Source organism: Fimbriimonadaceae bacterium, assembly GCA_019638775.1.
GTDB lineage: Bacteria > Armatimonadota > Fimbriimonadia > Fimbriimonadales > Fimbriimonadaceae > JAHBTD01.
Genome location: JAHBTD010000001.1, coordinates 841,292 through 858,430 on the forward strand (window position 1 = coordinate 841,292; position 17,139 = coordinate 858,430).

The 17,139-nt window shown below is 56.3% G+C and carries 16 protein-coding genes; 3 read left to right on the top strand and 13 right to left on the bottom strand.

Annotated elements, in window-relative coordinates; all coding sequences use genetic code 11:
* Positions 1-315: 315 nt before the first annotated feature.
* From KF784_03935 to KF784_03955, 5 genes are all read right to left on the bottom strand, one after another.
* On the bottom strand, positions 316-1,008 hold the full coding sequence (locus tag KF784_03935) for a nitroreductase (GenBank protein ID MBX3118191.1): 693 nt from the start codon (positions 1,006-1,008) through the stop codon (positions 316-318).
* A 148-nt stretch (positions 1,009-1,156) separates the two neighbouring features.
* Positions 1,157-1,888 (bottom strand): PEP-CTERM sorting domain-containing protein, encoded by a 732-nt coding sequence (locus tag KF784_03940; protein MBX3118192.1) that lies wholly within the window; start codon positions 1,886-1,888, stop codon positions 1,157-1,159.
* 304 nt (positions 1,889-2,192) lie between these two features.
* Entirely contained in the window at positions 2,193-3,605 is a 1,413-nt protein-coding gene (locus KF784_03945; GenBank protein MBX3118193.1) for a DUF1501 domain-containing protein, read from the bottom strand.
* A gap of 2 nt (positions 3,606-3,607) precedes the next feature.
* Positions 3,608-5,083, bottom strand: a complete 1,476-nt coding sequence (locus tag KF784_03950) for a DUF1800 domain-containing protein (GenBank protein ID MBX3118194.1) — start codon at positions 5,081-5,083, stop codon at positions 3,608-3,610.
* 1 nt (position 5,084) lies between these two features.
* On the bottom strand, positions 5,085-5,609 hold the full coding sequence (locus KF784_03955) for a hypothetical protein (GenBank protein MBX3118195.1): 525 nt from the start codon (positions 5,607-5,609) through the stop codon (positions 5,085-5,087).
* A gap of 394 nt (positions 5,610-6,003) precedes the next feature.
* Here KF784_03955 and KF784_03960 point away from each other — a divergent pair, with 394 nt between their 5' ends.
* Positions 6,004-6,462 carry a GAF domain-containing protein gene (locus KF784_03960; GenBank protein MBX3118196.1) on the top strand — a complete coding sequence of 153 codons (459 nt, stop codon included), beginning with the start codon at positions 6,004-6,006 and terminating at the stop codon, positions 6,460-6,462.
* On the opposite strand, the gene nadA is transcribed toward KF784_03960, so the two are convergent.
* The 4 genes from nadA to dxs all read right to left on the bottom strand — a co-directional run bounded on the left by nadA (position 6,459) and on the right by dxs (position 11,031).
* Positions 6,459-7,559, bottom strand: a complete 1,101-nt coding sequence (gene nadA, locus KF784_03965) for a quinolinate synthase NadA (GenBank protein ID MBX3118197.1) — start codon at positions 7,557-7,559, stop codon at positions 6,459-6,461. The genes KF784_03960 and nadA overlap by 4 nt on opposite strands.
* A 207-nt stretch (positions 7,560-7,766) precedes the next feature.
* On the bottom strand, positions 7,767-7,928 hold the full coding sequence (locus tag KF784_03970) for a hypothetical protein (GenBank protein ID MBX3118198.1): 162 nt from the start codon (positions 7,926-7,928) through the stop codon (positions 7,767-7,769).
* Positions 7,928-8,773, bottom strand: coding sequence for a prepilin-type N-terminal cleavage/methylation domain-containing protein (locus KF784_03975; GenBank protein ID MBX3118199.1), 846 nt, complete (start codon positions 8,771-8,773; stop codon positions 7,928-7,930). The genes KF784_03970 and KF784_03975 overlap by 1 nt, the downstream gene beginning before the upstream one ends.
* 362 nt (positions 8,774-9,135) lie before the next feature.
* Complete coding sequence (dxs, locus tag KF784_03980) at positions 9,136-11,031, bottom strand: 1-deoxy-D-xylulose-5-phosphate synthase (protein ID MBX3118200.1); 1,896 nt, start codon at positions 11,029-11,031, stop codon at positions 9,136-9,138.
* 267 nt (positions 11,032-11,298) lie between these two features.
* Between dxs and KF784_03985 the strand changes: the two genes are divergently transcribed.
* Positions 11,299-11,748, top strand: coding sequence for a response regulator (locus KF784_03985; GenBank protein ID MBX3118201.1), 450 nt, complete (start codon positions 11,299-11,301; stop codon positions 11,746-11,748).
* Here KF784_03985 and KF784_03990 read toward each other — a convergent pair.
* The 4 genes from KF784_03990 to KF784_04005 all read right to left on the bottom strand — a co-directional run bounded on the left by KF784_03990 (position 11,745) and on the right by KF784_04005 (position 16,423).
* Positions 11,745-12,641 carry a hypothetical protein gene (locus KF784_03990; GenBank protein ID MBX3118202.1) on the bottom strand — a complete coding sequence of 299 codons (897 nt, stop codon included), beginning with the start codon at positions 12,639-12,641 and terminating at the stop codon, positions 11,745-11,747. The genes KF784_03985 and KF784_03990 overlap by 4 nt on opposite strands.
* A 68-nt stretch (positions 12,642-12,709) precedes the next feature.
* A complete protein-coding gene (locus KF784_03995; GenBank protein MBX3118203.1) occupies positions 12,710-13,930 on the bottom strand; it encodes an HTTM domain-containing protein in 1,221 nt (406 codons plus the stop codon).
* Positions 13,894-14,592, bottom strand: coding sequence for a hypothetical protein (locus KF784_04000; protein MBX3118204.1), 699 nt, complete (start codon positions 14,590-14,592; stop codon positions 13,894-13,896). The genes KF784_03995 and KF784_04000 overlap by 37 nt, the downstream gene beginning before the upstream one ends.
* Positions 14,593-14,596: 4 nt before the next feature.
* Complete coding sequence (locus KF784_04005; protein ID MBX3118205.1) at positions 14,597-16,423, bottom strand: tetratricopeptide repeat protein; 1,827 nt, start codon at positions 16,421-16,423, stop codon at positions 14,597-14,599.
* A gap of 84 nt (positions 16,424-16,507) precedes the next feature.
* On the opposite strand from KF784_04005, the gene KF784_04010 reads away from it, so the two are divergent.
* The gene (locus KF784_04010) at positions 16,508-17,068 is read left to right on the top strand and encodes an HDIG domain-containing protein (protein MBX3118206.1); all 561 of its coding nucleotides are present in this window, start codon (positions 16,508-16,510) and stop codon (positions 17,066-17,068) included.
* Positions 17,069-17,139 lie beyond the last annotated feature (71 nt).

Below are 17,139 nucleotides of genomic sequence, written 5' to 3' on the forward strand. Positions count from 1 at the left end.
GGCAAAGGTAGATAGCTGATAGCCGATAGCTTCCCTGGGAGGGCAACACTCCGTTGTTGCCGCGCGACACAAGGTCAGCGTAGGCAGGAATACCTGCACCACAACTATTTGAGCAGGCTTTGCGCCTTGGCGACTTTGCGAGAAAAGTAGAAGTTCTCGCAGAGTTCGCCGAGACCTCAACTCAAACTCTGCGTTCTCTGCGAACTTCGCGTGAAACAATAAACAGCGATTGCGTCAGCATGCGAAACACGTAATCCGTGATCCGTGATCCGACCGCCGATCTCAGATATCCGATCTCCGATTTCTAACTCCCCCCTATTCCCGACCGTCAAACCATCGCACTTTTTCGGCTATAGGCTTGCGCTCTCCAGCAGGCCAATCCACCTTCGGCCAGCCGCAGTGAAACATTCCAAGGAGCCGGGCAGGAGCCTCCCAGCCTAGCGCCTTTCCAACGGCTGGATGAATGGACGACCCTTTGGAGTGCCACATCCCGGCAAGACCCGCAGCGCTGGCAACGAGGTGCAAATTATGAACGGCGCAGGAAACCGCCATCACCTCCTCCTCTTCGCTCGTGACCGGGGTTCCGTCCGGCTCATGCGGTGGGTCAACCGCTATCGCAATCCAAACCGGAGCGGCAAAGGCACGGTCCCGGTGTGCCTTGAGGTGATCCTCTCGAAACTCTTCCCCCGACTCCTGAATGTCGTAACGATACGCCTGCTCGAAGGCATCGGCAAGAGCGCCTCGACCTTCGCCCGTGAACACACAGAATCGCCAAGGTTCGGTGTCGCGGTGGCTTGGAGCCCAGTTGGCAGCTTCAAGCATAAGCTCAATAAGCTTGGGGTTCACATCGTCCGGCTTAAAGCGAGATAGACCCAGACTGCGCCTGTGGGCAATCCCCCAAAGCAAACCCTGCAAAAGCTCGGGCGCTCCCCCGGGAGCGCCCCCACCCTGACTGCCTTGCGACAGCGCGGCTCGTTCAGCATCGAATGTGTGATTCGTGTAATCCATAGGACTCCGCTAAGGTACTCCCCGAGGATTGAGCGTAACCGTTAGTCTGTGAGGATTGCTCGCCAAATCTGATGAATCGCACAGATACAGACACAAGAAAGCCGCTCGAAAGTCGAGCGGCTCTCTCATTGTGGTTTGGAACGTACAGTTAAGCTTTGCGTCGACGTCGCATCAAAGCAACTACACCAAGACCAAGAACCGCCATCGTAGCGGGCTCTGGTACCGGAGTGTAAACAAGCTTCGTCATCGTGAAGGCTGCTTGCGCGCCAACAGTTGCGGTATCGCCAGCTGCGGTAAACGAGCGATAATCGGTTCCGTAGCCAACACCCGTCGTCGCAACGGCCTCTGCAAATGTATTCGCAGGATTGATGATGTTACTGCCGGTGTGTCGAATTTCGACCAGCAAGTGCCCGCCTGTATAGATGTGCGGGGTTCCGAAATTAATCGTGTCCTGCCAAGCGTTGGGAACTGCACCGGAAGCTCCAGAAGTGAAGCCCGTCATCGTCAGCCCACCTGTCTGAACGAGCGTCGATCCGCCCACAAAATTTGTGGCGAACGTTGCCGTTGCAAGGCTGGGAGCCACACTCTCGCCCAAACGAATGTCATAACTCGTCCAGGTCGCCCCCGTATAGGTGGACACAGCGCCGTTATAAAGCCGGAACGCCATACCAGTGATCCGATCTCCGGGAAGTAAACCACCAAGCTGATTCTGATTGATCAGAATCTGAGCCGTACGTGGAGCTCCAGAATCGCGAATGACCGTGTTGAGCCCATTCGCAGGTGCGAACGGCGTGTTTGCATAAAAGTTCGCCGCAACAATATCGACTGCAAAAGCGGACCCAGTTAGCGCTGTCAGCGCCAAAACTCCGTAAATCTTCATTTCTCCTCCAAACTATGCCTACAGCTACAGGCTACAAAGAACACCGTGCTTGCTTCGTCAACTACCAGTATATCAGCGAGGCCAAACTATGCAATACGAAACACTTATTGTAAATAAAAACAAGCAAATATACTGGATGGCCTGAACTCCAAACTCTTCGTTTTGAACCTATTGTTCAGAAATCTCCCAAGCAGTTGGGCTCACCAATGTTCACAATTTATGCTAACAGGATAGCCAGACTAAGAAGTCAGTCGCAGACGCACAGCGTGCAACAGGGTTGCTGGTCACCGACTTCAGACGATCATCACGCCCTAAACACCCCAACCGGATTGGGCGTGAACCCAGGGAATATCCCACTTGAGTCGCTCGTTGCCATCCGCTTAGCCAACAACTCCGACAGCACCGACCGATAGTCCGTCGTCACCCGCAGGTCCCCAGGCCCCTCAAGCTTATCGGTGGCAAGGCTCGGCCAATCGACATGGACTTTTCCGCCATCGACATTGCCCCCGAAGACGAACATAGCGCTGCCTCGACCGTGATCCGTTCCGTAACCGGCGTTCTCTTCAACCCGCCGTCCAAACTCGGTCATAACGACGACGGTGACCCGGTTCATGGTCGGCCCCATATCATCCACAAACGCGCGGACCGACTTCGCCAAATCGTCAAGCAGCAAAGTCATCCAGCCCGAAGAGGCGCCCTGGGCCACGTGGGTATCCCAACCGCCCTTATCCAGTGCAGCAACCTCCAGACCAACCTCGGCTTTGAGCAGCATCGCCACCTGTTTGAGGCCGTTGCCAAGGTCGCTGGTAGGATACGCCGCGCCGCCGGAGCTTTTATAGCTCTTCAGATCGAGCCGGTTCAGCGTTTCCAAAACGTCGAGCGTCTCCTTACCGGCTTGGGTGACAGCGTCGTTATCCACGTCGTACATCCGTTTCAGGCTGGAGCCGAATGCCTCTGCCCGAGCCCGATCCGTCGCCAGGCGAAACTCTTCGAGCGAGGTTAAGGCAATCGCGCTGGTCGCTCCGCGCAAAGAGTCGGGCATGGTCGGGCTGAACGCCACCGCCCGAAGCGGGGAGCTTTCGGCAGGCTTGCTCTCATTCAAAAACCGAGCCAGCCATCCGCTTGCCGCCCCTGTGCCGGCGCGGGCAAGACCCTTCTCCATCGCCGTCATTGCCTCAAAGTGCGACCGGGTTTGATCTTGCGAACCGACCGCATGCAGCACCGCCAGCTTGCCGTCTTTATAGAGCGGTAGCCACGGCGCAAGGGCGGGATTGAATCCAAAATTGCCATCGAGGTCCAGAACGCGGTCAGCGTTTGGTCCAGAGTTTGGCGCTGCCAACTTGAGCGAAGGGCGGGCCTTGAAGTATTCGTCTTCGCGGTAGGGCACGACGACGTTGAGGCCGTCCATGCCGCCACGCAAGAAGATGACCACCAAGGTGTCGCCCCGCACACCGCGATTGGGATTCACGCTAAGTTGGGCGAGGGCGGAGTTTTGTCCAGCAAGCCAGGAGATCGTGCTTAGAGCCGCACCGTAGAGCATAGCTCGGCGTGAGATTCCAGAAGCGGTATCTGAAGTGGCATGGGCGTCTCGCCCATGCGTCTCACGGGCGTCCCGCCCGTGATCGGAGTTATCCATCGGCGAAACCTCCGTGCCGCTTTCCAGTCCAGCCACGCCCTTCCCATCACAACTCCACCATTGTTCTTGTTGATTCTTCATGGTCATCTCCACTGGAATCCGGGCGCTGCAATACAAAGCGCCGCCGTCTCATGCAGAATGCTCTGCCCCGTCTCGATCGGAAGATTCTCCCGTCGCCTTAGCTCGCTGAGCAGCCTTCCCGACGCCCCCACCGGATCGATGTGACCGTGGGTGAGCTTCACAAATCCCTCGTTCGTAGAGTCCTGCATACGCTCCACCAAATCTTCAAGATTCGCCTTCGTGCCGGGAATCGCCCCCGCTGTGAGCGCCAGAGAGTAGTTCCAGCGCGCCAAGAGCGAGCTTGTCCAAGCATCGGTTTTGTCCGGATATCCATCCGGCATGGGCCACTGGTAAAGCGGCTGCCCGATCTTGTCGAGATGCCCCTGAATGCCCGTGTTGCCATCGGTATCCGTCGCAAAAGTGCGCAACGAAGAAATGAGGAAATCGAACGGACGCTTCATGATCGGGGGACCCGACAGCAGCAGATCGGAGTTCAAAATCATCGTCACCATCGCTTTGATGTCGCCATCGGTGCGTGTAAACTCCGCCGCCACCTGGTCCTCAAGCGCGGACCCCGCGTCGCCCAAGAAATATCGGCATAGCTTATAGGAGATGAACTTCGCACACGACGGATGCGCCACCAAGATATTCAGGACGCGCTCGACATCTTTGTCTCCACCATTCGCTGGAATGGTCTTGCCAAGAACCCTCTTTGACCCCTTGTCGTGAACGCCGGTGTTAAAGCGGAACTTGCCGCGAGGATACAGGAAGCGATTCTCGATCTGCCAGCCGGTGTAGCACCGCGCGACCTCTTTGACGTCCTCCTGTGTATAGCCTCCATGAACGCCCAGCGTGTGCAGCTCCATCAGCTCCCGCGCATAGTTCTCGTTCGGGCCACGGTTGGTGTTCACCTGGTTGTCCAGGTACACCAGCATTGCAGGGCTCTTGGTCGAGGCTTCGATGATGTCTCTGAACTTCCCAAGCGCATGCTTTCGGATCACCTGCATCTGGTCGGTATAGACCCGATACGCAGTGTTTTCCTTGCGTGCATACACATTGAAGTGGTTCGTCCAAAAGTCGACCATTCGCTCCATGAGCTGGTTTGGGTTGTAAACCGCCCGAAGAATGGCGGCCTGCTGAAGCTGCCGAATAATCTCCTCTTGGGGAAGATCGCGAAGCTCCGAGGCGTCGATCTGGGTCACGTCAAGCCGCCTCAACGCAAACGTAAGCGCAATCGGCTCCGACTCTTCAGCCCTAAGCTGCTCGTCGATGTAAGCCTGTTTCCCGATCTTTGCGACTCGATCGAGTTCGCCGGGGGTTGCCCCGAATGCGACTCGGTTGACGAGCCGAAGCGTCTCGTTCGGCTTCTCTGTAGGAAACTCGATCTTGTCGGGAAGCTGCTGCTTTGCCACCTGTGGCATCCGCGAACAGCCTGCCACGCTTGCCGCAGCCGCCGACGCCAAGCCCAGCTTGAGGGCTTCTCGGCGAGACAGCTTCACGCTAAGACCTCACGTCAAAGTTCGGCTGCGCATCGCCAAGCGGCTGAGGCTGCAGTCTGCTAAAGAGAGACATCGTTCCCGCACCGAGCGACATGATGATCATGAGCGGGGTGAAGAAGAACCAGCCAACGAGCGGCACCAAGGACAACGCAACCATGAGGCCACCACCTCTGGCCATGTTCTTGAATGAGCTGACATCCGGGTCGAGCGGGCTGATACGGTTGCCCAACACCTTCGCCAAGCCACCGGCCCCCATCAGCGCAACGCTGAGCGCGACCATAAAGAGTGTAAAGGAGAAGACTCGGGTTAGCGGCACAACCCATAGCATCGTCACAAGGACTGAGATGAACAGGACCGTCCCGAAGCCCACGCCGAAGACCACGCCCGGCTTGGTTTCAAAAGAGGTTTGAGCGTGCTTGACTTTGTTTGAAAACAGCAAGCATGAAGCCATGATCGTTGCCCAGATTGAGGCGCAGATGAAGATAATCGAAGCTACGACTGCGAGCACATCGCCGATGATAAGCATTTGACTTTCCTTCCTTCCTCCCGAGCATCGTCGCTCGGAAGTAGGGGCATTGTCGTGCACCTTCTCCAAAACGCCAAGGCGTACCGGGCCAAGGTCCCTGCAGATTTGGGACATTTAGAGGCGAAGGTCCCTCTCGCATCAAGGGAAAGGGAATTCGCTTCGGCCTTGGGTTACGGAACTTCCTCCCCCTTGAGTGTGGCTCCGACTGAGCAACGCGAAGGTGGAAAGGTCCGTAAGCGCAGCGAACGTGTTGGGGGTGATTGGATTACTCAGTCAGCCGACCAAGCCTGACTGCCCTTGATTTCCGCTCACCGCAAGTCGCGCTATTCATCAGATTCTCTCTTGGTCCCCCTCCCCCCAAGGAGTTGGGAGATTTCGGAGTAAAGTTCCGTTGATGATTTCTCCCGACCAGGCCAAGGCAATCGTCGATGCCGTCAAAGCCTCCTCCCTCACCGGCTCTGCCCTCCGCAAGTTTGCCATGCAGCAGCTTGACCAACTTCCCACTTACAACTGGTCGGGCATTTACCGCCTGGAAGGCGACACGCTGGTCCTGGATGAATATGTCGGAGCAGAAACCGATCACACGCGTATCCCGGTCGGACGCGGTGTGTGCGGAACCGCCGTTGCCGAGCGGGCCAATCAGGTCATTGCCGACGTTCGCGAGCTGACGAACTATCTATCGTGCTCCGTGAGTACGAGGTCGGAACTGGTCGTTCTGATCTACACGCCGACCGGCGAAATCCTCGGACAGATCGACATCGACGGACACGAGGTCGGCGCATTTGACGAATCCGACGAAAAGATGCTTGAGGAGATCGCCTCTATCCTCGCCGAGCGTTGGGAAGAAGCTTAAGACAGCGCCAGCATCCGATCCAGCGCCAACCTTGCAAACTGCCGCGTCTTCTCCGGCACGATCACCTCGTTCACGACATTCCCCTTCACCAACTCCTCCAACGTCCACAGCAGGAACGAAGGATGGATACGGTACATGGTCGAGCATGGGCAGATTTGCGGATCAAGGCAGAAGACTGTCTTGTCCGGGTTCTCTTTTGCAAGCCGAGAGACGAGGTTAATCTCCGTCCCCACCGCCCAAACCGAACCTGCAGGCGACTTCTCGACTGTCTTGATGATGTACTCGGTGCTGCCGTTTTCGTCGGATGCGCGCACGACGTCGATTGGGCATTCCGGGTGGACCACAACACGGACATCCGGGTGTGAGCGGCGGGCTTCCTCAATCTGCGCGACCGTAAAGCGGCTATGGACCGAGCAATGGCCCTTCCAAAGCAGAAACTTGGCCTGTCGCAGGGCTTCCGGAGTGTTTCCCCCGAACGGCTTGAACGGGTCCCAAACCACCATGTCAGCGTCGGGGTCATAGCCGAGCTTCACGCCCGTGTTTCGCCCCAAATGCTGGTCGGGGAAGAAAAGCACCTTCTCGGCTTGGTCAAGCGCCCACTTCACGGCGACAGGGGCGTTAGTGGAGGTGCAAACCGTCCCACCCTTCTCGCCTACGAATCCCTTTAGATTCGCTGCAGAGTTGATGTAAGTGATCGGCTGGACGGTCTTCTCCAGCTCGACCGTGGGCTGCAACGCCTCTTCGAGCTGCTTCCAGCAGTTCTTCACCTGAAAGATATTCGCCATATCCGCCATCGAACAGCCCGCCGCCATGTTCGGCAGGATCACACGCTTGTCGGTCAGGATGTTGGCGCTTTCGGCCATGAAGTGAACGCCGCAAAAGACGATGAATTCAGCTTCGGGCCGCTTTTGGGCGTCCTTGCAAAGCTTGTAGCTGTCGCCGCGAAAGTCGGCGTGTTCGATTATTTCGTCGCGCTGGTAATGGTGTCCCAGAATGACCAGCTTCTGACCAAGTGCGGCCTTAGCGGCGCGGATGCGCTCAGCGCAAACGATGGGATCGAGGTCTTGATACTCGATAGGCAGGGGCGCCTGATGCATTTTCTTCTCCTGTCGTTTCTGGACGCGATGCCCATGAAGAAAGGCTTCGCGCACTCCAGACGGTTACAGTCCTTGCGGACGGGGTTGTTGTAACCGCTCTTATCCTTATTATACGACCCGCGTCTCTCTTGAAGATAGACGCGGGTCCAAAGGCAAAAGAACGGGCCGCTCCCGAAGAAGCGGCCCACTCCTATGCTGCACGGAGTCTTACTCGTTCGGCGCAGCCGCTGGCTGATCCGGCAAGTTCGGAGTGTCCGAGGTTTTTGTCCCGGGATCGGGCTCCTTACCGGCATCCGTCTCAGGCGTACCGCATCCGGCAACCGTCATGATCGCCGCGAGAGCGGCCCCAATCAGCATAAGTTTCTTCATCAGTTCCAGCTCCCTGGCCACATCAGCGGGTGGATCCACGTTCCGTTCGAGAGTTGTCGACGGCCCAGAATCTGACCGCGATAGTCTTTCGCCTTTGCCGAACCGTCGGTCGCGGCGTAGATCGTCAGACCATCGGGATATCGACAACCCGTCTGAGGGACCTTGGATCGCTTTCGTGCGTGCGGTCCAAAGATCGTCTGCTTGGGCGAAGCGTCCCAATCGGGACCCCATGAGGCACAGAATCCGAGCTTAAAGCTCTGATCGTAAATACCCCACCACAGATCCCACTGGTTGGCCTCACAGAAAAGGATCACGTCGGAGACGTTCTCGATCTGTGTTTGGCTGAGCGAAGGAGCGCTTCGCGAGGCGTACCAACCACCAGGGGTTTCGACGCCAGCGCCAAGGATGCCGTCAAACTGAACCGGAACGTTGCCCGTGAAGGTCGCGTTCGTCCAGGTGAAGTTTGTCGTGCTTGGGCCATTGACGGCAGCGGCGCGCTGCAGACCGCCCCATGCTTGGAGCCTCTGCCAATATTCACGCGGCCCGCTGGGCGGGTTCATCTTCGGGTGCCATGCCACTTGCCAGTTCTTGGTATAGGGCTGAATAAGACCTGTCCACACGTTCCAGCCGCCTGTATTGGAGGTAGCTGAGAGCGGTAGATAATCGTCGTAGTCCGCCGAGTACATCAGACCGGCGAGACCGATTTGTTTTACGTTGCTTAAGGCCGCAGTATCCTTTGCAGAATCTTTGGCTTGGGCAAACACAGGGAATAGTATTGCTGCGAGGATCGCGATAATTGCGATCACGACTAGGAGTTCAATTAATGTAAATGCTTTTTTTAGCATGATTCCTCCGGCGTGGCAATTCACTCACGCCTGGTACACACTTCTACTGGTGTGCTCGCTTATATCTAAGCCTGTTTTGGGAGGAACCCCAAATTGTGGCAACACTCGAACAAGCCTTTGTCAGCGTCAAAATAGACTATTGAAATGCAATGTTTGGGACAATTTCTACTTTTTTGAATAACTTATGATCAACGAACTAGAGTAACCCTCTCCCCCAGTTAACTTGCCGTGATATTACGAAACATTTTTTGAAGAAAATGAGTGTCGTGGAAACATCGAAGTCATTTGTCCTGGCGCTCAAAAAATGGGCTTGTTTGCACGAATGTCGTGCACATCCTGGCCTTTATCCCGGTCGAGATGCCTTATACGCGAGGCACAACCGCCGTGACAACCGAGACAATATCATCGGCTGCCAGGCCGCATTCAGCTCTGATGATGGGCTGGGAACCGTGCTCGACGAATCGGTCGGGAAGAGCCATCAGCCGGTACTGAGCCTTCTGTAAACCTGCCTCGTTTACCGCTGCCAACACCGCCTCGCCAAACCCACCAGCTTGAACGTTCTCCTCGATCGAGACCCAGGAGCCTGTCTTCTTGATGCTATTCCCAATCGTTTGAATGTCGAGGGGCTTGATAAATCGAGCGTTGATCACCTCCGCGTCGATGCCCTGCTGCGAAAGGAGACTCGCCGCCTCATAAGCAACGCTGACCATCGATCCAACCGCGACGAGCGTCACATCCGAACCCTCCCGAATTACCTCCGCCTTGCCCATTTGGATCGCAGAACGCCCTTCTGGCAGGCGATCATCGCCCGCTCCGCGCGGGTACCGAACGGCAATCGGACCGCTGTCGAACGTGCGCATAAAGTGCGTCATCTCGCGCAGCTCGGTCGTGTCTCGGGGAGCCATCAGCACGATGTTCGGGATAAACCTCAGATAGCTGATGTCAAAAGCTCCGTGATGCGTCGGACCGTCGTCACCCACCAAACCAGCCCGATCCATAAAGAACCGCACTGGCAAGTTCTGAATACAAACGTCGTGCAACACCTGATCAAATCCGCGCTGCAAGAAGGTCGAATAGATGGCGCAGAACGGCTTCATGCCCCCTGCCGCCAATCCCGCCGCGAACGTGACCGCATGCTGTTCGGCAATTCCAGTGTCGTAATAACGCGTCGGGAATTTCTTGCTGTAACCGTTCAGCCCGGTGCCGTCGGGCATCGCCGCAGTGATGGCCACCACCCGATCATCGGCCTCGGCACACTCCACCGCCGCATCTCCAAAAGCCTGAGTAAAGGAGATTGGCCCCGCCGACTTCGCCATCTCGCACGACTCCAAATCAAACGGCACGACTCCGTGCCACTTGCGAGCGTCATCTTCGGCAACTTGATAACCCTTGCCCTTCACCGTAATCGCATGCACAAAAACCGGCCCCTTCACATCGCGAAGGTTGCGGAAGATCTCCAACAGCGTTCGGAAGTCGTGCCCATCCACCGGACCGATGTATTCAAATCCGATCTCCTCAAAAATCGTTCCGGTCTCTTCAGGAGCAAAATAGTGCGTGATTCCGTGCCGAAGTCCCGCCGCAATTCGCGGTGCAGGACCAGGGATTTTCTCGACAATTCGCTTTGCCCTTTGCGCAAGGCTCTGGATGAACGGGCGTGAGCGCAGCCGTGTGAAATAGGAGGTAAGCGCCCCAACATTCGGAGCAATCGACATGCGGTTGTCGTTCAAAACGACGATGAGATCAGTATTCAGCTCGCCAGCATGATTCAACGCTTCCCAGCTCATTCCCGAGCAGATCGACGCGTCGCCGGTAACTGCGACCACTTTGCCCGTCCCCGCCTGCTGGTCCCTGGCAGCCGCAAAGCCAAGCGCCGCTGAGATCGCCGTTCCCGCATGGCCCGCGCCAAAGAAGTCCATCTCGTGCTCCTCCCGCCTCAGGAACCCAGAGATGCCCTTGTGCTTGCGAAGTGTGTCGAACTGAGAAAGACGTCCCGTGAGCAGTTTATGGGGGTAAGCCTGGTGTCCGGTGTCCCACACAACCTTGTCGGGAGGCATGTTCAGCGAAGCATACAGCGCGACCGTGAGCTCTACGGTCCCGAGATTCGAGCTGAAGTGCCCTCCCGTCTTGCTGACGTTGTCGAGAATGGCTTGTCGCACCTCGCGCGACACCTGCTCCAACTCATCGTCGGAAAGGTGTTTCAGATCGGCAGGAGTGACGATCTTGGAAAGCAGCGGGTATTGGGTGATATCGACAGCCATGAGAAATTCTCCCCTTCAGTGTACTAACGAAGTCGGAAAAGAAACAGTGCCAACGGCCCGACAAGCCCTATAACGCGGAAACAGAGCCCCATATGCTCAAGCTTTTGCTAAATCTGTGTTGACTTCGTTGCAGTCTGGGCTCAAGGCGATGTAACATGAACGGAGCCTTTGGGGAGAGTACGTGTGCTCGGCAATGATCGCCATCGATATGATTTCATTCGCTAGCGCCGTAAGCAGTAGTCTTATCTTTTGATACGGTAAACGATCATGACTGAATCCAAGACACTACTTTTAGTCGAGGACAATGCGGATGATGAGCGCCTGCTTGTGCGCGCCCTAGCCATCACCGAGTCGAAACTCCATGTGTCGGTTGCCCGCGATGGCGAACAAGCCATCCAAATGCTGTTTGGACAGGATGATCCAAAGATGGTGAAGCCCAAGGTCATCCCAACGGCGGTCTTGGTGGACCTAAAACTCCCGAAAGTGAACGGGCTGGAGTTCATCCAAATCTTCCGCAAGAACCCTTACACCGCCTCGATCCCGGTGATCGTTCTCTCCTCTTCATCCGAAGAGATCGATGTGGTTTCCAGCTATCGCCTGGGAGCAAACAGCTACATCATCAAGCCGGTATCGTTTGACGACTTTGTGGAGACCGTACGCTTCGTCGAGCAGTACTGGTTCAACATGAACATTCAACCCGTCAAAGACGCGATCTAAGGGATTCCAAGCTCGCTGCACGCGAGCGTTAGTGTCTCAATCGAGGATTTGCCCCTCGCCGGGATCAACTCCAAGCAGGGGATGCCCTCCCACCGCGCCCGATCCAACCCACCGGTAGCGACTTCAAAATCCGTTTGCTTCCCACCCACCCTATCGCCAAGGTTGAGCGTCCGCCCCAACAGCACCTCTCTAGACAAGTGCAAAAGGAAAGCCTCTGCCAACTGCTTTGAGCCTGCATTCAGGTCGGTTATCTCAAGCTCGGGAAGGGCGAATTTCTGCATCCCCAGAGTAAATGCCGACAGCTTATCCTCAGCCGCAAAAAACCTCACGGCGATATGATCGGCTGCGACGAACGGCTCTCCGTGGGAGCGCGGACTGACGAGCTCCTCAGGCAGCAAATACCTTTGAGAAACGGGGTCGGCGATTGCTCCGTCGGCTAACTCGGCAAGCTTCTTGGCAAGCTTCTGCAAGAAGTCGAGCGCCGGGTAAACCATCGCGTCATGAGACTCGAACGTAAGCTGAATAAGGTGCCAAGCGCCGCGAATTCTCGCGGTCAACTCGGGGGAAAGTTGATCCGCCATTGAGCTGCGCAGGAGCACCTCCGGGTCGTAACCCGCCTCGTCTCGATGCACAACCAACATCCGCAAAACCGTCTTGCGATCGGGCGAAGCGACAGCGTACGCCCCTCTGACAAGTGGCTTGGAGAGGTCCTCTTTGGTCGCGTCGGCAGCAAGGGGGGCTCCGAATCCCTGAATAGCCGCGTTGTCGCCCTTCGGATTCACGACCTCCAAGATTGATGGCAAGGTTGCCCGTGAGGCTAGGACAGACAGATAGAAGTTGCGGTTTATTCCAAATCCAGGGTTTTTCGGCTTACGAAACTGCCAAGGCCTCACGCTAAATGCTCCTGCGCGATGATAGCGCAAAAATATACAAAAAAGGAAGTTATATTCAAAAAGATTGCCTATTCTAAAGACTTATTTAATAGCCTCCGCCAAAGTCCCGGCAGTACGACGAGCGGCCAGGCTCCGATAGATCGAATCATGGCGCTTTTCGCACCGCTTGTAGTTTTACCTTCCGCCTTCCAGTCATTCGCTTCCCCATCTGGAAGATAATCGACAAAATTGAATGGATCCATAGCCTGAAGCGCCAACGCAGGCCCCGGCTTCAGTTTGCGATCAGACGGGGCAAAGACCCGAACACGCAGTTTCTTGAACCTCTCGCCAACAGATTTAGCCCAGCCGCTCATCTCCTGCCCCTCAAAGAAGCTGAGATAGGTCGCAATCATGATGAAGGCAAACAGCGGAATATTCATGGAGTATTCGATGAAAAGGTGCATGCCCACCCCGGCGAGCAGGGCGTATTTGCGGAGTGGCTTGTAGAACACGATCGTTGCCATAGCCAACTCCGTTGCCAGAGTCCCGTAGGTTGAGATCATGACGATGGTCGGGTTCTCTCGCATAAAGTCCGGCAACCAAAAACGATGAAACTCGTTCAAGTGCATCGGGTAGTAGGCGGCCGTTCCGTCTTTCCAGTGAAAGCCCATCCACTTCGACCAAACGGTCGTGTAATACACCACAGCGATCTGAATCTGCATAAGGCGCTGAGGCCACATCGAAACGTCTACCGGGATTGGAGGCGCCTTCCCTTTCCAAAGCTTAAGAAGCCGATCCACCGAACAAGCCGCGCCCGAAGGTGCGAACGCGATGTAGATCAAGGCCATTCGCAAGATGACATCTCCACCGTGAAGCACGACCATATTGCGATGGTGCAGCGTGATCATGCCGATGGCGAGTACGGCGCTGCTCACACGAGACCACAACCCGATCATCGTCAGAAAGGCTGATAGGGTGATGAGCAGATAAAAGGCAAGGGTTATGCGCCCGTCATAAACGTTCCCCAGCAGATTCAGCCGCCAGATCTCGCCCGCATAGGTCCGGGCCACCTCTTGCGGCACGTAGCCCCTCTCGGTAAACCAATCTTCAAAGCCGGGAAGGATGAGCAGCAGATTCGCAAGGGCAAGAAACCCAAGAGTAAGCCGCATCACGCCCATCGTTACCGGAGAGGCATGCCCAAACATCCATCGATCCAGCAGGCGTGGCATTGAGCCGAGATACTCGATCAGCCCCGGCTCGGCCTCGCCGGGCTTTACCTTCGAGACAGAAGGCGGCTTTTTGCGGTCCATCCGTCCTCCTTCATCTCTTTTAGTCTCGCCTGATCGACGTTCCACTCATAGAATCTAAACTCGCCGTACTCTTCCGGCAGCGGCTTGCCAATGCCCGGCAACACCATGGTGTGAACGTACAGCACAACCTTCACCGGTGGGTTGTCGGGGTCGTTCCAACTTAGATAGGCGGCGCGCTGCGCGAAGATCGGCGCGATGTAGTGGCTGAACTTCGAATCGCCAGCCCGCTCGAAGAATTTTCGATACCGCTCCTTGACGTACTTCTCTGGAATGGGGAGTTCGTACATTCGGGGATATCGCCAGCGCTTAACCGTCCCGTCCTTATAGTGGATGTCGGCGTCGCCCCACATGTCCACGGATGCAGGGTCGGGAGCAAACATGTCCCAATACTGCCAAACCCCCAGGCTTAGGTTGTAATACGCAATCGGGCTGTGATACTTGAGCTGCTGCAGCCACATATCGGGCTTCTCTTCGTTCGGGGGAACGCGGACCTTGAACGTCTGGTAGTTCCATTGCAGGAGCTTCATCGTTCCCTGAGGCTCGACGATGCCCTCCGCAACCGATTGCGGGGGATTCGGCAACGACCATATCACGATAGCAAGGACGTGAAACGCCACAAAGAGCTTCACCAGGATATGCGCGTTCCGTTTTTGCGCGGGCATCTTGCTAGCCTATTTCGCTAAGGACCTCTTCCAATTCCTTGTTGGGTCCAACTGCTTCGCGAATCTGATTTGCCATTTGACGGGCTTCGTCCGCACGTCCTGATCGGAATGCGGCCAGCGCAAGGTTCACGTGCACACCAAGCGATTGCGGCATGTTCTGGGCGGCCCAGCGCAGGAAGTTGTAAGCCTCTTCATGCTTGCCTTGACCGTGCATCGAGGCGGAAAGTTCGCCGTAAGCAGGTTCGCATCCAGGGAAGAGCTCCAGAAGGCGTCTTGCCGAATCTTCGGCATCGGCAAACTCGCCCAGCGCATTGTAAGCAGAGCTCATGAGCGCCCACATCTTCCAATAATCGGCGAGCCAGTTCTTCAACGGCCGCAGGTCTTTAAGTGCGTCTTCGAAGTTGCCCTGCTCCATCTTGGTGCGAGCTTGATCGACGATCTCGGTTCGGCGTGGCTGCTCAAGTTCGATGAGCCATCCGAGCGTTTGCGCTCGTGTGTTCGGATCGGGATTCGCGCCAAGAACGTCGCGAAGGATTTTTGGAACCTCAAACTCTCTGCCAGCGGCCTGCAGCGTCTGGGCATATTCAAGCAACAGCGGAACGTCCGTCGGAGCGGCATCCAAACAGTCCTCATAAAAGTCCATCGCCCGGTCGTAATCTTGCTTCTGGGCAAGGACGGGAGCGTAGTATCTCTTGACGATGACATTGTCCTCGATCACTTCCAGCGCGGTTTCGAAAGCGCGGATGCCCTCTTCCTCCTTGTTGTCGTTAAAGAGCGAGATCGCGTACTTGATCCGAGCCTGTCCGTCATCGGGGTTGTTGTCGACCTGCTCCTTCCAAAGTGCCGGGACCTCGTGGGCACGGTTTGTCTGCTGCAGAACCTGGGCGAGATAGTCGATCGACGGCTTGTCCGGGCCTTCAAGCTCGATGGCCTTGCGGAATTGTCGCTCTGCATTCACGGGCATTCCCAGCGCCATCTGGGTCATACCGAGTCGGACATACAGGGATGGCTCGTTTGCCTCGATCTTGATCGCCTTCTCGAAGAAATCGGCAGCCTTGGCAAGGTCATTGACCGACTGGTAAAGCTCACCGAGGGCAAAGTAGGCGCGAAAATCGTCCGGGGCGATGGTGCTGAGCTCCACCAAAGGAGCTTCAATCGACTCGAACGACCCGAGTCGATACTGCGCACACAGGCGGCAAAGCTGCACCAGGGTCTCGTACGGCCCCAAGAACTCCTTGTCGATCTTGACGCTCTCCAAAAGAGCTTGAATCGCTGGTTCGGGGGAGAACTCTTGGGCGACGCGCCCCTGAGTTTGGTTGATGTAGGTAACCGAATCGTAGCCCTCAAGGAATTTAAGGAAAGCCTCGGGATCGTCGGTACCAAAATCCAGGTTCTTCTGGTCGTCAGGAAGATCGACCTCAGCGTACTTGGCCAAGTTGTCAACCAGCTTTTGCAGAACGGTGAAAACGCCCGGCTTCAGGAAGGTGTCCGTTTCGCTGTAAATCGGCTCTTCCTGCTCCTTCGAATGGAATCGGATCGTAAGGTTAAACTTTTCGCCGTCCTGTTGCAGCAAGCCGTCCATCGCGATGTCAACGCCCGACTGCTCGAACAGTTGGTTGATCCAGTCTCGCTCTAGCAAAGAGTCGGCGATGTTCACAAATGCGGCCCGACCGCCCTCGCCCTCCTCAATCTGGGTGAGAAAGCTGACGGGGTTGATATCGGCGCCCGTCGCCATCCGCACGGTTTCGCCGGCGAAATTTGAGAACTGGCGTCCGAGCGCGGGCTTAGTGCCCTCGGCAGCATTGAAAGGAAGCGTTGCGACCTTCGACATATTAGGCAGAGTGTACCTGCGAGAGGCCGATTTTCATGGGTCTGCAAAAGCGGCTCGAATGCCCTGCACGAGTACACTTTTGCCATGCCGAACACCCGCGAAGACGCCCGTGCACTCCTTGAGGCCCACACCGACAGCCCATCCCTACGCAGGCATTGCCTCGGTGTCGCGGTCTGTATGGAGGGCTATGCCCGTCGTCTTGGCGAAGATGCAGACAAGTGGTGGATCACCGGCCTCCTACATGACTTTGACTACGAGAAGCACCCCGACGACCATCCTGCTTGGGGGATGAGGCTGATGGAGCAGGAGGGGTGGGACCCCGAAGTCATTCGCGCGATTGGCTCGCACAACGACGCACTGGGCATCTCTCGTGACTCCGTGATGGAGAAGTATCTGTATGCGTGCGACGAACTGAGCGGATTTATCGCCGCCGTCACGTTCGTTCGCCCGAGCAAAAATGTAGCCGATGTTGAAGTCAAAAGCGTGAACAAGAAGCTCAAAGAGAAGTCCTTTGCGGCAGGTGTCCACCGTGACGAAGTCTATGCCGGGGCCGAACTGATCGGTATGGAGTTGGACACCCACATCGCCAATCTCATCGAGTTTTTGCAAGGGAGCGCGCAAGAACTTGGGCTTTCTGGGGTGTGAGCAAAGGCGCTTTTTGGACGACCGCCCCTCTTTGTTTTGCGTTCGGAAATGCGCACAAAGAGGTACGTGAC

Excerpts from the sequence above, each read along its gene's own strand:
- KF784_03935 (MBX3118191.1), bottom strand. The coding sequence starts at position 1,008 with ATGGATTACACGAATCACACATTCGATGCTGAACGAGCCGCGCTGTCG.
- KF784_03940 (MBX3118192.1), bottom strand. The coding sequence starts at position 1,888 with ATGAAGATTTACGGAGTTTTGGCGCTGACAGCGCTAACTGGGTCCGCT.
- KF784_03945 (MBX3118193.1), bottom strand. The coding sequence starts at position 3,605 with ATGAAGAATCAACAAGAACAATGGTGGAGTTGTGATGGGAAGGGCGTG.
- KF784_03955 (MBX3118195.1), bottom strand. The coding sequence starts at position 5,609 with ATGCTTATCATCGGCGATGTGCTCGCAGTCGTAGCTTCGATTATCTTC.
- KF784_03960 (MBX3118196.1), top strand. The coding sequence starts at position 6,004 with ATGATTTCTCCCGACCAGGCCAAGGCAATCGTCGATGCCGTCAAAGCC.
- nadA (MBX3118197.1), bottom strand. The coding sequence starts at position 7,559 with ATGCATCAGGCGCCCCTGCCTATCGAGTATCAAGACCTCGATCCCATC.
- KF784_03970 (MBX3118198.1), bottom strand. The coding sequence starts at position 7,928 with ATGAAGAAACTTATGCTGATTGGGGCCGCTCTCGCGGCGATCATGACG.
- KF784_03975 (MBX3118199.1), bottom strand. The coding sequence starts at position 8,773 with ATGCTAAAAAAAGCATTTACATTAATTGAACTCCTAGTCGTGATCGCA.
- dxs (MBX3118200.1), bottom strand. The coding sequence starts at position 11,031 with ATGGCTGTCGATATCACCCAATACCCGCTGCTTTCCAAGATCGTCACT.
- KF784_03985 (MBX3118201.1), top strand. The coding sequence starts at position 11,299 with ATGACTGAATCCAAGACACTACTTTTAGTCGAGGACAATGCGGATGAT.
- KF784_03995 (MBX3118203.1), bottom strand. The coding sequence starts at position 13,930 with ATGGACCGCAAAAAGCCGCCTTCTGTCTCGAAGGTAAAGCCCGGCGAG.
- KF784_04000 (MBX3118204.1), bottom strand. The coding sequence starts at position 14,592 with ATGCCCGCGCAAAAACGGAACGCGCATATCCTGGTGAAGCTCTTTGTG.
- KF784_04005 (MBX3118205.1), bottom strand. The coding sequence starts at position 16,423 with ATGTCGAAGGTCGCAACGCTTCCTTTCAATGCTGCCGAGGGCACTAAG.
- KF784_04010 (MBX3118206.1), top strand. The coding sequence starts at position 16,508 with ATGCCGAACACCCGCGAAGACGCCCGTGCACTCCTTGAGGCCCACACC.